This window comes from Stomatobaculum sp. (assembly GCF_057248925.1).
In genome coordinates this window covers 20,242-36,414 of record NZ_DBHIHF010000023.1, presented here as the reverse complement: position 1 = coordinate 36,414, position 16,173 = coordinate 20,242, and the positions used below count along the sequence as shown (strand labels likewise).

General features: G+C 58.4%; 11 protein-coding genes. 1 reads left to right on the top strand and 10 read right to left on the bottom strand.

Annotation, left to right across the window (positions count from 1 at the left end; all coding sequences use genetic code 11):
- The 8 genes from ACO4XG_RS08840 to ACO4XG_RS08805 form a co-directional block, all read right to left on the bottom strand.
- Positions 1-4,181: InlB B-repeat-containing protein (locus tag ACO4XG_RS08840; RefSeq protein WP_308508079.1), on the bottom strand; the 4,181-nt coding region annotated here is incomplete at its 3' end.
- A 46-nt stretch (positions 4,182-4,227) separates the two neighbouring features.
- Complete coding sequence (locus tag ACO4XG_RS08835) at positions 4,228-4,791, bottom strand: hypothetical protein (protein WP_308508078.1); 564 nt, start codon at positions 4,789-4,791, stop codon at positions 4,228-4,230.
- A gap of 155 nt (positions 4,792-4,946) precedes the next feature.
- Positions 4,947-6,248, bottom strand: a complete 1,302-nt coding sequence (locus tag ACO4XG_RS08830; protein WP_308508077.1) for an erythromycin esterase family protein — start codon at positions 6,246-6,248, stop codon at positions 4,947-4,949.
- 14 nt (positions 6,249-6,262) lie between these two features.
- Positions 6,263-7,012, bottom strand: a complete 750-nt coding sequence (locus ACO4XG_RS08825) for a hypothetical protein (RefSeq protein ID WP_308508076.1) — start codon at positions 7,010-7,012, stop codon at positions 6,263-6,265.
- Positions 7,005-7,817, bottom strand: coding sequence for an ABC transporter ATP-binding protein (locus ACO4XG_RS08820; RefSeq protein WP_308508075.1), 813 nt, complete (start codon positions 7,815-7,817; stop codon positions 7,005-7,007). Before ACO4XG_RS08820 ends, ACO4XG_RS08825 begins: the two co-directional genes overlap by 8 nt.
- 331 nt (positions 7,818-8,148) lie before the next feature.
- Positions 8,149-8,355: a cold-shock protein gene (locus ACO4XG_RS08815; RefSeq protein ID WP_009533861.1), complete on the bottom strand. Its 207-nt coding sequence runs from the start codon at positions 8,353-8,355 to the stop codon at positions 8,149-8,151.
- Between the two features lie 228 nt (positions 8,356-8,583).
- Complete coding sequence (gene holA / locus ACO4XG_RS08810; RefSeq protein WP_308508074.1) at positions 8,584-9,576, bottom strand: DNA polymerase III subunit delta; 993 nt, start codon at positions 9,574-9,576, stop codon at positions 8,584-8,586.
- The gene (locus ACO4XG_RS08805; RefSeq protein ID WP_308508073.1) at positions 9,573-10,766 is read right to left on the bottom strand and encodes a polysaccharide deacetylase family protein; all 1,194 of its coding nucleotides are present in this window, start codon (positions 10,764-10,766) and stop codon (positions 9,573-9,575) included. Before ACO4XG_RS08805 ends, holA begins: the two co-directional genes overlap by 4 nt.
- Positions 10,767-11,001: 235 nt before the next feature.
- Between ACO4XG_RS08805 and ACO4XG_RS08800 the strand changes: the two genes are divergently transcribed.
- Complete coding sequence (locus ACO4XG_RS08800; protein ID WP_308508072.1) at positions 11,002-12,189, top strand: hypothetical protein; 1,188 nt, start codon at positions 11,002-11,004, stop codon at positions 12,187-12,189.
- A 70-nt stretch (positions 12,190-12,259) separates the two neighbouring features.
- Here ACO4XG_RS08800 and ACO4XG_RS08795 read toward each other — a convergent pair whose 3' ends face one another.
- Together ACO4XG_RS08795 and ACO4XG_RS08790 are read right to left on the bottom strand one after the other, a co-directional pair.
- Positions 12,260-12,997: a CvpA family protein gene (locus ACO4XG_RS08795; protein WP_308508071.1), complete on the bottom strand. Its 738-nt coding sequence runs from the start codon at positions 12,995-12,997 to the stop codon at positions 12,260-12,262.
- Positions 12,997-16,161: a hypothetical protein gene (locus ACO4XG_RS08790; RefSeq protein WP_308508070.1), complete on the bottom strand. Its 3,165-nt coding sequence runs from the start codon at positions 16,159-16,161 to the stop codon at positions 12,997-12,999. The genes ACO4XG_RS08795 and ACO4XG_RS08790 overlap by 1 nt, the downstream gene beginning before the upstream one ends.
- Positions 16,162-16,173 lie beyond the last annotated feature (12 nt).

The window sequence follows — 16,173 nt, the reverse complement described above, 5'->3', positions numbered from 1 at the left end:
GGCGTGGGCGCAGGTGTCGGCGCCACGCTCGCGTCGTGAATTACCTGGTCCAGGGCGACCTGTGCCGCGAGCATAGCCGCAATCGAGGAGGAAGGTGCCGTCGCATTCGACACTGCCGCCGCATTGTTCAATGCCGCCTGCAAGGCCGCCGCGAGCGTCGGGTCGGAGACATTCGGGAGTGCCGCCGTGCCAGTCGCGCGACTCGCATCGAGTGCCGCGCGCGCCGCTGTCCAGGCCGGATCCACCTCGTAGTACGCGTAGATTGTTAAATCCGTGTTGACCGCATCCGTCGCCGGATCAAAAGCCGTATAACTGCCCGCTGTCTTCGAGAGACCCACGAAGCGATACTTGCCGTTGTCGAGGTTCTGCGTGAAGTCGAGCGGCAACGCCGTATAGGCTGTATTCGCCGCGGGCGCCGAACCCTTCCGGAGCAGCACGGTCGCATTGTTGCTCGCCGTTCTGCCGTCGATGATGCGGAACTTCACCGCCTTATGGTAGGTCAGGACGAGCTTGTCGCCGATTTCCGCCGGGAGCTCGTAAATCGCACCCGGGTTGGTCGCAAAATCCGCCGGAAGCTGCGAGCTCAAATCCACTGCCGTCAGGGCACCGCTCGCATCTTTTCGGACGGCATAGAGCGCATAGTCGGTCTTGCCGATTGCCGCCGTGTTCAGGGCTGTCGTAATCATAAAGTCCGCGATTCGCGCCGCCGCATCTTCCGGTACCGGGCGGTTTAAGACCGCGCCGTCAGCTGTTCTGGTCAGGCTGCGGAACAGTTTCACGTCGAGCATCCAGCCGAAGCGGAATGAAGCCTCACCGCTGTTTCCGTCGGCCAGCGAAACTGCCTGTCTCACATCTGCGCTCGGCGCGCCCTTCTGGAGCTTGATGGTATAGGTCGCGTTGCTGTTGGTCGCCCAGACATTGTCCTCCGGAAGCTGCGGGCTGTTAAGCGCATCCTGCTTTGTCCGGCGGATGTTCTCGGCGACGCCGACGCTGTTGTCGCTCGATGAGACCTGCAGTTCCACCTGATTCGCGCCGGGTGTGCTCTGATAAATCGGCTCAAAGACCGCGTTTCCGCTCACCGTGACACTCTGACTGCGCAGTGCCGGGTTAAAGCCGAGCACACTGCCGCCGAGGAGCTGCCAGCGCACAAAGGCCGCGCCGGTGCTGTCGGTCGCATCGGCCGAGAGCATCACGATGTCACCGCTCTTGGCATCGTCGATTTCCTTCTCATCCGAGACCGGGAGCGTTGCGCCGGCTCTCGTGTGCAGGAGCAGACGGCCGCTGTTTGCCGGGTCGTTGTAGACCTTAACCGTGAATGTGTCGTTTGCGACCGCAGCGCTCTGTGTCGCTGCCGGAACGGTCGTGCCGTACCCCGCCGCCGCATTCGCCGCCGGGTTCTGTGCACTGCCGTTCGGCTGTGCGACAACCGTATAACTTCTCACCGGGTCAAGACCCGTGAAGACCACGCCGCTGCCGCCCGGGCTCACAAAACCCGGTGCGACCGCATTGCCCGCGTCGTCGACGAGCGCATACTGGCTGTTCGCGTCCGCCGGATTGACTGTGATCGAGGCCGTGTTGTTCGAGGGGTCCGGCACTGCCGTGAGATTCGGCTGTGTCGCCGGAATCACCGCGAGCGCCTCCGGTCCCTTCTTATTGGCCGGGACCGCGGAAATATTGGTTCCGGCCGCCGGATTCTGATCGGCTGCCAGCTCATAGATATGATAGGGCTGTCCCGGACGGAGGCCCGTAAAACTGCCTGTCGAGAGCGCAAGTCCCGTCATCGTCGCAATCACATTGCCGTTCAGATCCGTGACCGTATAGACGCGCGAGGTATTCGGCGTGTTGACTCGAAGCTGCCCCGTGCCGTCCGCGCCGCTGACACTTGCATCCACATTCGGCACCGCAAAGACCATATCGCTGAGCGCGGCAATCAGGACAAAGTGCGCGGTATAGCTCGCATTGCCCTGCACCGTCAGGCTGCCGAAGTTCTGATCCGTCGACACGAGGTTCCCGACATTGTCATACCAGCCCTCGAACTGATAGCCGGTGTTCGGCGTGACCGCCGGTGCCAGGCTGCTGAGCGCCGTATTCTTTAACACCGACTGCACCGCCGTGCCGCTGATGCTGCCGTTCGCCCCGCTGAAGAAGCGCACCGTGCCCCAGTCGGCCGGGTTCTTTTTGAACACATAGATGTACTTATTCGGTCCCGCAGCTGTGACCGAAAGCGAGTCCGTTCCGCTCAGCTTCGATCCGTCCGGTGCGGTCCCGCTCGCATTTGCCTTGTACCAGCCATCGCCGAGATAGCCGGTTGCCGGTGTCGCCGAGATGCCGTGCAGCGTGAGCAGTTCGTCGAGCGTGTAGGTCTTCGGCATCGTCATCTGCTGTACGAGTACGCCGCTGAGCGAGCCGCCGGTGCCGCCGCCCTCCGTCTTCGCGGTGTAATAGACCTTCGCAAAGGCGTTCGGATTCGGCTGATAGCGCACCACAATGGTCGCCGGGTCGGTCGTCGACTCGTACCGGATACTGCCGCTCGCCGTTGCGGTCGGCTGCACGAGTATCTGCGGCTGCTGGGTCAGTGCCGCGGAATCCAGTGCGATTGCGCTGACCACCGTGTAGTTCGGCACATAGGGGATGCTGACTGTCGTCAGACTGCCCGGTGCCGTCGCCTTCTCGATAATCGGCCGCGGCACATTGCTGTCTACGAAACCGCTTGCATCGTTGTCACGCGAACTCTTCAGGACAATGCTGACCATGTTCGTGTAGTCCGGATTCAGTTTGTAGATATACTTGACCTTGACGTCCTGGTTCGGCATCCACTTGAAGCTGACCGGCGTCGGTGACACCGCATTAACCGCCGGCATCTGCAGATCGAAAAGGCTCTCCTCGAGCCCCCGCTGTCTCACAAAGGTCTCCGCCGTGCCGCCGGCCACGACGGTCTTCGAGAGGGTCTTCTTTTCCTTACCGCTCACGATTTCCGCCTTGTAGAACACATACTTCGGATGATGCGCCGCCGTATTGTCTTTCGGATTGTTTGCATCCGGAAGCAGCGCCGCCGTGAAGCGCGTCGTGCCGTTTTGCACGCCTGCGCCGTCGCTCTCCGCGGCAAAAAGTTTTGCCGAGCCGAGTATGCCGCTCGTGCCGACCGGCACTGTCATGCTGTTCTCAATATTCGAGGAATCCAGATAGACATAGCTCGTCGAGAACTTGAACTTCTGATTCGTGTCCGGCTCGTAGTCAAACTGCATCGAGACGTTCTGGTTCGGCATGTTGCTGTCCAGAAGCAGCGGACTTGTAATCGTAGGCGGCACCAGGAAGCGCTCGTCTCCGGGGATCACCGCGCCGTCCGGCCCGAGGCCGGAGGCACCAGTGACCGTGAAGTCTGTGGCCGCGGTCTTCGCTGCATCCGTGGAGCCCGTACTCTTCACCGTGACCCCGGTGATTTTATAGCCCGGCAGATCCACACTGCCCTTGCTCACAGCGCTCTCAACCACAATATCATCATCGCTCCGGTCAAAAGTCCAAGGCGCAAATTCGCTTGCCGCATCCGCTTTTCTGCCGTGTGTCGTGAAGAGCTTGTAGTTCGCACTGCCCATCCAGTTTGCCCGGTAGACTGTCGTCGTGTTGTAGGGAAACACCGGATCCATACCGACTTCCGGTCTGACATCTGCTTCGATGCCCGTGCTCGCACCGGTCGGAACAATCTTTTTCCATCCGGTAAAGGTATAACCCGTCCAGGTAGGCGGCGCGATATCGTCCTGCCCCCAGGGGAGCACCGGCTTACCGCCGGGCCAGGATGTGTTGGGTCTTGCAAAACTTCCCGCATAGTTATTGTCCATGTGTCCGGAAAACGGTGCACTGGCGTTCAACGCATGACCGGATTGACCATCGATGATATAAAAGCGCCCGGTCTGCGTCACGTTGTGCCAACCCGTGAGATTCGGTGTCGTAGGATTTGTCGTCGTCGCATTCACCCTCGGCCCGCTCCCCGTGTCAAAAACAATTTTGGCGGCTGTGCCATAGCTGCTCGCATGATCGGGATTGGAATACCCGATACCCGATGTACTCGCATAGTCCGAGTAATCCACAGGCCCTGCCGCCTGTGCCGTCAGCAGCTGGGTCGAGAACAGGCTCAGCGCGAGAAGCGCGGTCAATGCCCTCTTTCTCAGTTTGTGTCGTTTCATTCTGTTCTCCTATCTATCAGGGCACCGAAGCGGTGCCCCGACATATTCAACGCTGCCACGCGCCGTTTGCATCGACGCGATAGCCGTCCGGCGTGGTCTCATTAACATACATGGAGCCGTGCGGGCGAACCGTGTTCCCCGCCTTGTAGAACCACTTCTCGTTGACCGCATCGTACTCGTAGGTGTACGCGATCGTCTCCGGGGTGAAGTAGTACCACTTGCCGTTGATCGCCTGCCAGCCCGTCGGCATCACACCTGTCGTCAAATCCAGATAATACCAGTGTTTGTCCACTTCGTCAAAATACCAGCCGTACTGCATCTTGCCGAGCCAGCCGTCGTTCGCCGTGTTGCAGTAGTACCAACTGCCCTGCTCGTCCTTAAACCAGCCGAAGTCCATAATACCGTACGAGTTAAAGTGATACCAGCCGTTTTTGTTCAGCTCGCCGTTTGCGTAGTCCAGCTTTGCCCAGCGTCCCACCAGGCGGATACCGCCGTTCAGCGTGAAGATCCACTCGGAGTGCTCCGGGTTAATCAGCTGCCAGTTTCCGTTCGTACTGACGGTATAGCCCGGCTCATAATCCGCATATAAAGCCCTTTCTTTGTCGCTCATCACGAAACAAAGTTGCTGTCGCCGCCGTATCACGACGGTTGTTTTGTATCGGACAAAGACAAAAACGACAGGGCGGTGAATGCTCTCTTCACCGCCCTGCCTACTGTAAAAATATACGTCTGCGCTTCCGTTTTATTCGACCTGGCGCCGCAACTTCAGCTGCCGGAACCGTTCAAAATCTCAATCGGATGCGCCTCATAGAGAAACAGCATCGCGTCGTAATAGGCCGCCGGCGCGCCTTTCAGCCGATAGCTGCGATCCGGCAAAAGCCGCATCAAAAAGGTATAGCCTTCGCCAAGCTGCATCATCCGCATGGGTGTATGCACCAGGGTGTAAACCCGGCTCTCCTCCTTTGTGATCTGCGAAAAATAGAGGACATATTGCCGCCCCTCCGCAAAGCGCGCCTGCGCTGCCAGCGGGTCGCAGGAAACAAAGTGCTGTATGCTCCGCTTTGCTTCACCCATGCGCTTAATATTGTCCCCCAGCTTCCAGACATCGGTGCCGATTGCGTAGTAGTCGTTTCCGAGGCCCTGCGAAAGGAGAACGCCCATGCTTGTGTAAATCGGATTCACCCGCTCAATGTGCCCGTCGTGCGCGGAAACGACAATCTTTCCGGAGCCGATTTCGGCCTCGATGTTTCGGATGGCCTTTACATTCTCCGCCATATCCCGGTCTCGAAGCGTATTGGAATCCTCGGTTGAAGTCCAGGATTCCATCGCCTGGCGCACAGTTGTGAGTTCCATTTGAAAGTCCCTCGCATCCGCATCGCGCATATCCGCATCACCGGCTTTCGCGCGCAGCCCATCCAGAAACGCAACGGCCTGCCCCGCACGTTCCGCATTGATCGAATAGGGGGGCGTCAGAACATTTTTGAAGACCGCATCAAATTCCGCCTCGGTCGCGAGTCCGTGCGCAAGGCTGTACTGCTTTAAAAACGCATAGCCGGTCTCGGGATTCTGCATATCAAAGCCGTAAAAGCGAACCTTTTTCTCTTCCGGCGCTGTCCGGTTCCAGTCTTGTATCCAGCCAAGCAGTGCAGCCATCTCTTTGGTGTGATAAATCGGGAACGAGAACTTCTGTACCAGCTCTTCCGGCTTGCCCTCGCCGCTCTGCAAATAGCGGTTGATGTCGGCACACTCGCTGTAGTCCGCTTCGAGCGCAAAAGCCGTATAGCCCTGTTTCTCGACCATCTCTCGCAAGACAGAGAGTTTCAGCTCCTGAAATTCACGGCTGCCGTGTACCCCTTCCCCGACGGCAAGGACGGATACATTGTCCGGGATATGATCCGCGGATAGGGACTGCATCTCTGCCCTGAGTTCCGGAATTTCCCGGTGCGCCTGTATCTCCTCTATCTTCTGCTTTCCGAAGACCAAAAGCCCCGCTCCGAGCAGGAGCAGCATGAGCCCAAATATCAGTCGAACGCACACTTTCAATATTTTTTTCAGAATATTCCGCATGATACCGTACCTCCTTAAAATGACAATTCCTTCTTTCGAAAGCCGAGCAGTACAAGCAGCAGCGGAAGTATCATATAGATTCCGAGCGCGAGCACAAAGATGCCGACAAACGGCTTTCCGTCCTGTATGTTGTTCTGCACGCTGCGAAGCAGCGCCGTGTAGAGAAAGGGGCGCAGACGTCCCACGTTATCTTTGAGCGGTCCCGTCAGCAGGGTCATCGTGATCAGAATAAACATTGCGTTCGATGAGAGCAGCGCAAAGGCAATCGCGCCCTGCAAACTGTTCTGCGTAAGGAAGCAGAGGGTCGCCGCAAGCTGCATGAATCCGAGCGTCCGGAGAAATACCTGTGCAACGGTGAGCGCGACCGACACTGCCTCCGCGTCTGTATAGAAAAGACGGCGCGCACCCGGGAGCAGAAAGCAGAGCGCAGCGGTCGGCACGAGCGTGAACAGCAGAAGCAGCGCGCACTCTCCGAATTTTGCGAGGACTATGCCTTCCCGTGAGACACCCGCGCCGATTGCAACCTGCATCGCCCGGCACTTAAAGTCGTCCGCATAGACAGAGACAAAGAGCAACGTCCCGATGACCAGCGGAAAAAAGTCGAGCGCGAACTCGGTCGCTCGACGCATATCGGCCGAAACCGCACCGTTGCCGCCGTAGAACAAAAGCAACAGTGCCAGGCAAAGTTCAAAGCCCGGAATTCCGACGCGGACGCTTCGTTTTTTCAAAACGCGCGCGATGTCCGCAAGCATATAGTTATGCATCTTTTCTGCCTCCCGTCAGCGAAAAATAGTAATCCTCAAGGCTCTGCCCGTTTTCTTCCCGCCCGCAGACTCGAATTCCCGCTGCCTGCAACACGCGCTTGGCCCGCTCACAATCAGAAACCCGCAAGGTCACACAACCGGCTGCCTCCGACTGTAACTCTGTCCGCGCAATCTCGCGCACCAGAGCGCCGTTCTCCAGAATTCCGAAGCGATCCGCCGTGTGCTCGAGTTCCCCTAAGATATGGGAAGAAAGCAGAATGGTGCTTCCCTCTTCCGCAGCAAGTTTTCGGAACAGCACGCGCATCTCGGCAATCCCCTCCGGGTCCAGACCGTTCACCGGCTCGTCGAGCAGTAAAATCTCCGGCTTTCCGAGCAGCGCATTCGCAATACCGAGACGCTGTCGCATACCGAGCGAAAAAGCACCGAACTTGGACTTGACGCCCGAAAGGCCGACGAGCGCTAACACCCGCTCGATTTCCGCCGTGTCCCGTATTCCCTTGACCCCGCAGTAAAAGCGTAAATTCTCCTCCGCACTCAAATAGTCAAAAAAGTTGCCGCCGATAAAGAAGCCTATCTTTCGCCTTGCCTTCCGAAGTCCTGCCTGCGTTGTCTCTCCGTCAATCGAGACTTGCCCACCCTGTATCTCCGTGAGCCCCAGAATGGTCTTGAACAACGTTGTTTTTCCGGCGCCGTTTTTTCCAATCAGACCGTAGATTTCTCCCTGTCCTACCGTTAGGTTCAGGCCGTCCAGCACAGGCCTTTTGCCGTAGCGCTTGCTGACCTCCCTAAGTTCAATCCGATTCATACTTTGTCGCTCCTCTTCCGTCTCTTTTTGGTTCACGCTGCGGGCTGATGCGGAATCCGCAGCGACCGTCGACCCTTCCGATTCTCCTTCGTTCTTTCGCAATAGTTAACTATTTGCATAATACACCAATTCTCTATTAACTGCAAGCACAGTTGTTGCCGCAGCGCTGCCGCTGTCTTCGCGGCGACCGGGAGATGCTGATTGCCTTCGAACGGTTGCGCGACACTACAGGCGCCGGGCACAAAAAAAGAGAGAATGCTCTCGCATTCTCTCTCGTTCCATCTCAGTTAAAATCCTGCTGTCGTTTCGTTTGCCCCCGTTTGGGATAAGCTTACTGAACAGCCGTTACGTTGACTGCCTGCGGTCCTCTGTTGCCGTCAGCCACTTCGAACGTGACCTTCTGGCCATCCTCGAGCGTCTTGTAGCCCTCAGAGTTGATACCGGAGAAGTGAACGAAAATCTCGCTCTTGTCCGCATCGTCCGTGATGAAACCATAACCCTTAGTCGCATTGAACCACTTAACTGTTCCGTTGTGCATTGTCGTGCCTCCATGAATAAAATAATCCGTAATCCCCCGGGGCAACAAAGTGCGTGTCAGATCGACCACGGATGGAACCTCATGGTCTTTGCTGTCGCGCGAATCCGTGTCCACTCAAATCACAATGTAACTATAGCAAGTATTACGGTGAGTGTCAATGCGTATTTCGGTTTTTCCTGTGTTGTTTTCACATTTTTATGAATGCCGTTTATTAAAAATTGTGCAAATTCACAGAGAGTATTCTGTCAAATCGCTGTCGCAAAGCAGCAGTTCCACGGCGAGTTGCTCGCCCATACGACCGGATTTATAGGCTGTTTCCAAGGCTGCGGCGCGCCGTTCGGCGGCCGCAAGACCGCTGAGCGAAAGTTGTCGCCCCATTTGCAAAAGTTTCCGTACCAGCCACTGGGGTTGCCCGGCGAGCTCCGCAATTTCTTTTTCCCGCTTTCCCTCGGCCGCAAAGGCCTTGACGAGGCGAAGCTGGCGGTACTGGCGGCTTAACATCGCCAGAATGCGCCCGGGCTTTTCCTTGAGAGCAAGCAAGTCACTGTAGAGCGAGAGCGCCCGGTCTGTCTTCCGCTCACAGCTCGCCGCAATCATATCAAAGATGCGATTCTCAACCGAGACCGAAATAATTGCCGCCAGGTCTTCCCGCGTGACCACATCCCGCACGCCGAGGTAGGCAATCAGCTTTTCAAGCTCGCCGCCGAGCATCTCCATATCCCCGCCGACCGCCGCAAGCAGCTGCTCGAGCACACTCTCCTGAATTTTTTTGCCGCTCCGCAACAGGTAGCGCGCTGCCCAGAGCTTCAGATCCCGCTCTGCCGGGTGCGCACACTCCGCAATCCCGCCGAGCTTTGCGACTGCCTTGTAGAGGCGTGTTCGCTTGTCGACACTCTCCTCCGAGAAGACCAGAAGGGTGCTTTCCGGCAGTGTGGGCAGATAGTCAGCGAGCTTGTCGGCGCTCTTTTGGAAGAGACCGCTCTCCTCGACGAAGACCAGACGACGCTCCGCAAAAAAGGGCAACGTATCGGCCGCCGCAATGATATTGTCCTCGTTCGCCGCTTCTTCCCGCAACAGCGTGACATTCATGCTGTCGCCCGCAAACAATGAAAAAAAGCGGGCCTTATAGTTCCTGCGGAGATAGCTTTCCTCTCCGCAAAGAAGATAGGCCCGCGAGAGCGCACCGCTTTTCAGTGCGCTCTCAAGTTCTGCTGTACTCACTTTTTCTTGTGGAAGGAGCCGTAGCTGTGACCGGGCTCCATCTTGACGCCGCGCGCCGCCGCAAGCTCACTGACCGTGACGAGCTGATAACCTCTTCTGGTCAGCTCCGGAATAATGCGCTCTGCCGCCGCCGCACTCTGTGCATAGATGCTGTGCATGAGGACAATGTCGCCGTCCTTCACCTGGCTCAGAACGACATTCACCGTATTGTCCGCGTTCTTGGTCTTCCAGTCCAAGGTATCAATATCCCAGAGCGTCGCCGAATAGCCCATTGCCGCGAGCGTCGGACGCGCCTTGCCGCCGAGCGAACCGTAGGGCGGGCGCACCAGCGTTGCGCTCTGACCGGTTGCCTCGCGGATTGTGCGGTTGGTCTTCTGAATCGATTCCTGCACGGCCGGACCGCTGAGTTTTGCGAGATTCTCGTGTGCCCAGCTGTGATTGCCGAGCTCCATGCCGTCCGCCGCCATGCGCTGCACAGTCTTCTGATGACGCGCCACGAGATTACCGACCATGAAGAAGGTCGCGCGGCCGCCGTTTGCCTCGAGCGCCGAGAGTATTTGTGCGTCGTACTTGCTCGGTCCGTCGTCAAAGGTCAAAGCGACCATCGGGCGGTTCGGATCCACCTTTCGCACTGACGCTTCCGCAACCTCTGCCGGGGTCTCCCCCTTCTTCACGACCGCAATCCGCACGCCGTCAATGTGCGTGCCGACGCCGACTTTACCGGCATCCTGTCCGTTCGTGACCCAGTCGAGCCACTGCCCGTTCACCTGTGCCTTCGTGTATACATCAAAAGAAGACGCGAGCTCGCCGTTCAGCCAGACACGAACACCTTCGAGCGGCGCCGTGCCGCCTTCCACGCCGGCCACGGCACCGTTCTCCTTGGTGCCGGTCCAGCCGCTACCGCTCACATTGACCTGGTACTGAATGGTTCCCGTCATGCCTGCCGGCTGCTCTCTGAGCGCCGCGCGAAATGCCGTTGGATAGGTTCCCGTGCGGGTCAGCATGTGGTTGTCCCCGGCCCAACCGGTCCAGCCCTGTCCCTTATATTCCATCTCGTAGGAAAGGACTACCTTGCCCTCTTCCGCGTGTACAGGCGCCGAGAGATCTCCGGAAAGGTTACTCATACCAAGCGTCATCGCGAGCGAAAGAGCAACCGCCGCAATACGCTGAAAAATCGTTTGTTTTTTCATCGTTTTCTTTTCTGCCTCCTCGTTCATAATATTTCCCCCATTTGTTGCCTGAGAAGCACAAAGACCGTGCGCCGTTTCTTTCCATAGCCGTTCTGCGCACGATAGCGTCTATTATAACATGTTTTGTACTTATGACTACCCTAAAAGTCCTAAACTTTCCTTTAAAACGCGCACTTGCCCGCATTCCTCGCAAATGTTAGAATGAAAAAAATATAGCTTGTTTGAAAGGAGTCTTATGGCCAACGAGGAGGCGAGAAACCCAAGTCAGCCGACGCCGGAGGAAAAGAAGCCGGGTAATGTGTTTCTCTTCTATGTAATTCCCTTTCTTCTCCTGAATCTTCTGATCTTTTTCCTGGTGACCTTGCGTCCCAAGTTTAAGCTTCATATTGAGGAGTCCGTCGATTTCCGCTCGGCTGAAATCGAACTGGAGATGCACCCGCGCCTGCCGCTCGCTGCGTTTGATGTCAAACTCGACGACACACCGCTGAACCTTGAGAATCTGGGCGGCGGACACTATAAGACGAGCGTCGACAAGAACGGCACGCTGGAAGTCACGGTTCGCTATATCAACGGCATGAGCCGCACCCAGTACGAACACATCGGCTCGGTCGATGATCAGCCCCCGCTGATTTCCGGCGAGGAGCTCGACGGCAACATGCTGACCGTGAGCTTTGACGACGCCCAATCCGGTGTGGACTATGATTCGATTTACGGCATAGACGCAAACGAGGAGCACGTGCTCCCGCGCAGCATCGACGATACCGCCCACACCGCAGTCTTCCAGATTACGACCGACCGCCTCGAAATTCACGCGTCCGATAAACTCGGCCACGAAGCTGTCTGCAATTTCTCCGAGCTCGATGCAATGGGAAACGGCGGTGACAACAGCCACGAGTACCACACTTACGGCGCCGACGAAAAGAAGCAGGGCGGCACCGCCGTCGAGGATGAGACGCGAGAGAGCGAGCGGAAGCAGAACAGCAAAAAGGCAGAGCAAAGCGAGAGCCGGACAAGAGCGACGAAAGAGAGCACGAGCGCGGCCGTAACGAGCACAGCGGCTCCCACCAAGGCAAAGGAGAGCCGGACCGCAGCAAAGACCAGCACCGCCGCTCCCACCACCAAGGCGAAAGAAAGCAGCGCCGCCAAGCAGACAAGCGCCGCGGGCACAAAGGCAAAGGAAACTTCCGCTGCGGGCACGAAGGCAAAAGAAAGTTCGACTGCCGCAAAACAGACAAGCGCTGCTTCCGGCAAGGCAAAGGAAACTTCCGCCGCGAAATCGGACACCAAGGCCAATGCCGTCAACAACAGCGGTGCGCCCGCCCCGGGCGAGACTGTCTCCGGCGGAAAAAGCGGTCCGGCAAAATCCACCGAGCCGAAGAAAAGCACTTCTTCGATCCAGGTGGTCGAACCGCTGAATCCGTAACTTCGAAAAAGATAGGAAAAAGCCCCGAATCCATCGGATTCGGGGCTTTTGATTTGCGGTTTCATATCGCTCAGAGCAAGCCCTGCCAGAGATTGCCGAGCGCTGTGAGCAACAGATTGTTTCGGTAGAGGAAACTGAGCCAGCCTGTCGCCTCAATGCACTCCAGCACCCCGCTGCCAAGCGGCGTGTATTGAAAGAGATTCAGGAGAATAAAGCCGAACCAGAGGAAAAAGAAGCCTTCTGCGAGTCCCAGCACGGCTCCCGCAATCTGGTTGATTCCGTGAATAATCGGGAGTGCTGTAAAGAGATTCAGCACGCGCATCAGAAGATGCAGCAACATGCGAAACAGTATAAACAGCAGGCTGAAACCGAAGTAGTTTAAAAGTGTTCGCCCCAGGAAATCCGCCGCATACTGCTGAAAACCGGTTGCGCCGAGCGCTTCCCAGTTTGTCGACGTATTGTTGGTGCGAAGTCCGGCTTTCAGGCTGTCCGGAATGGGCAGATTTTCAATCACGCGGTCCTGCCCCGCCGTGTCATCAATCTGGCGGTCCGTCACGGTATCCAGACCTGTCTTCTCGGAAATGTAGCGCTCCGCGGCCGTCTGTAAGCCTGTGTTCTTTGCGAGAAAACTCGCCGTTCCCGGCAGCGCCGTCCGCGCAAACAGGGTTGTCAGAATCAGGGCAAGGGCGCTCACCGCGAGGCGAAGAAAGCCCCGCCGGTGGCCGTCCAGCATCATTCCGAGCAGAAACAGGGCGACGAGCAGCGCGAACCAGTTCCGATCAAGCCAGGCGCTGAGTTGCACTGCCATCAGCCGAGGAAATCCTCTTCCTTCAGAATCAGGAGCCCATCTTTGTTATAGCGCTTGGAGAAGAGCCCGCCGAGTCTTCTGCTGAGCGGCGGCTTCTCCGCGCGATCGGCCGCTTCTTCAATCAGAGTCTCCGCATTTTTCCGCGTGAGCTTTACATTGTCCGCCTGCAGAAGCTCAATCCGCTCGTAGAGGGCATTCATGCTCTTGCCCGTAATCACACAGTCGATATTGCGCGCGTAGACCGCCGCGTAGTTTGCAAACGCATCCTTGGTCATCGGCTCGTTCTCATAGAGACGCTTCTTATCGGCCTCCAGTTTTGCGAGGTCCTCCGCATGCGTGCGCGCCTGGCGTGTTACCGCCTGCGCCGCTTCCGTGACCTGCGCTGCTCCCGCGGCCTGCGGTCTCTCTCTGTCCTCCGCCCTGGTCTGCGGTGCGGTGCGCACCTGTACGGTCTCTTCTTCGACAGCACTCGTTGCCGGTGCTGCGCCGTTCGCCTGCACTACATTGTTCTCCCGCGCCTTGGCGAGCTTTTCCCTCTCCGCTTCCGTAGCCTTTTTCTCGGCCTCGACTCTTTCTCTCTCCGCCGCTTCTTTTGCCGCGGCCGCCTGAAGCGCTCCTTCCCTGCGACGCGCTTCTTCTTCCTTGCGGCGCGCTTCCTTTGCCTCCAGGGCACTCTTTGTCACTTCTTCCTGGCGACGTGCCTCGGCCTCCCGGTACTTCGCTTCCGCCGCAAAGTATGCCTTTACATCCTCGCGCTTATCCGCCGTGTGGAAGACCTTTTCCACTTCCGGGTGCGACGCGCGGAGTCTGGTGAGCTGTAACGGATTGTCAATCAGAAGCACGGTGCGCATGCCGCCGTCCGCGGCGATCAGCTGAATCAGTTCGCTGAGGCTCACATCGCTCAAATCGCCCGCCTCCTCAATGATGAGGTCTCGGCCTGCGGTCTTCTCCGCAGAATTGCGGACGCCGTAGACATTCAGGCGCTCTGCCTTCACCTTGGCCGCGGGACGCTTGAAGCCGGTCACGGCCTGCGCCTCCTTGAGGCGCTCCACCGCCCCCTGCAATCCCTCTTCCGGTGTCCTTCCCTCAATCAATGCGTTGAATGAGCCCGGCGTCCGGAGCAGTTTCGGCTGCTTCGGTCTGTACTCTGCGGCTGCTGCCTCTTCCGCAAGCGGCTCCTTCGCAGTGCTCACGGCACGTTCTACCGCCGGTGTAGTCGCTGCCGCTTTCTCCTCCGGTGCCGCCGCTTCCGCCACGGCGGGGGCTGCCGTCTCCGGTTTGCCTGTCGCCGCTTCCGCGGTCTGCTCGTCTGTCTTCTCTGCGACCTGTTCCGCGGGGACAGCCGCAATCTCCGCCGCCTTGACAGGCGTCTCTTCGACGGCAGTCGCGGTCTCCGCACTCCCGGTTGCCTTGACAGGCGTCTCTTCGACGACAGCCGCAGTCTCCCCGGGCTTCTCGGCGGGCTTCTGAATCAGCTCCGCCTCTTTGTCCTGCTCAAGGCGGCGCAGTTCCGCCTCCTCCCGCGCGAGCTGTTCCCGTCTCTCCTGTCCGGGGAGTTTCGGCAACACCTTGGTCTCATCGAGCTTCGCTTCGCGGGATCTCAGCTCCTCTTCGGTCTCGCTGGCGCGCGCCGCCGCCCGCGCTCTGGCTGCCGCGCTCTCTTCCTCATAGCGAAGTCTGTCCACCATGAGCTGCTCGGTGCCCGGAAATTCGGAATCGGCCGCGCGCTGCTCGGTCGACACCACATATTCGCGCGAAGGGCGGGAACTCTCCTCGCGATAGCGCTGTTCTACTGTGCGCGGATCCGCAACCGGCGCGCTCTCCGTCACTGCCGCATGCTCTAAGGTCGGCACACTTCCCGCTCCCGCGGCTGACAGTGCCGCTGTCTGCATGCTTTCCGTCTCGGCCTGCATATACGCCGCGCTCTGCGACTGGGAAGACATTGTCGCGACCTTGCGCCCGAGTTTCTCCTCCTCGAGGCGGCGGAGATGCGCGTCGATTTCTGCATCAATATCGTTCTGCGCGGGCGCCTCCTGCGGCTGCACGGCCTCCGTCCACGAAGGCACACCGGTCGTCGCCGCCGTCGCCGTTTGGAAGGTCGGCACATTGCGATAGCGATCCTCCTGCGCCGCCGCATACGGCTCGGTCAGCGCCTGCGTGGGTACCGGGGCGGGATTCGATGCCGCCGGGATTTCCGGCGCCGTCTGCGCCGCCATCGGCTGCGGCGCTATCCCTGCCGCTGCGCCGCCGACATACTGCGGCATTGCGACTGCGGGCTGCGGCACCGCCGTCTCCTGAACTGCCGTATTGCCGTACGGCACACTCTCCGTGTACTGCGGTGCGGCAACCGGCGCTGCGGTGGGCGGCAGTACGGTCTCCGGTGCCGCTGTGAAAGGCGGTACGGTCGCTGTCGCTGTCATGACAGGCGGCACTGCCTCCTGCGGCTGCAACGAAAACTCCGGAATCACCGCTACGGCCTGTGAAAATGCCGGTGTCACCGGCGCCGTCTCCCGCACGGCATTCTGACGCGGCGAGCTTGCCGGCTGGTAATAAATTTCTCCGGCAATGCTCTGCTGGTATTCGTTCAGCGGCTCACCCTCGCCCTCGGCCTTTAAGCGCAGTGCTTTCTGCACCCACTCGCCGGATCCGAAGAGTATGGTAATGCGGTCGCAAAGATCCAGGCAGGCATCCCGCATTCCCGCCTTATGGTAGAGCTCGGCGAGCTCGTACATCCACTCTTCGGAGATTTCCTCATTCACATACTCTTCGAGCGGCGGAATCAGCTGCGGCGGCTGTGCGCCCTTCGCCTTTAAAATCTGATAGCGAAGCAGCTTCTGGCGGGAATCCTGCGGCGCGAGCTTCTGAAATTCCTCGAAGCACTCCTCCGCCTCGTCAATGCTCCCGACCTTCAGGGCAAGCTGCGTCAATTTAAAGAGCAAGCCCCGCCCCATCGGTGTTCTCTCGACCGCGAGGAGCAGAATATCCTTTGCCTCCCGATACTTTTCGTTCTTTTCGTAAATCTCGGAGACCTGCGTCAGGAGACTCACATTCGACACGCGTCTCCAGTCGATTTTATCGGCAATCTTCATTGCCGTCTGATAGTCACCAAGCCCCGCCTGCTTGCGCATCTGCTCCACTTTTACGTTCAGTTCGTGCTTGTCCATCCGCTTCCTTTC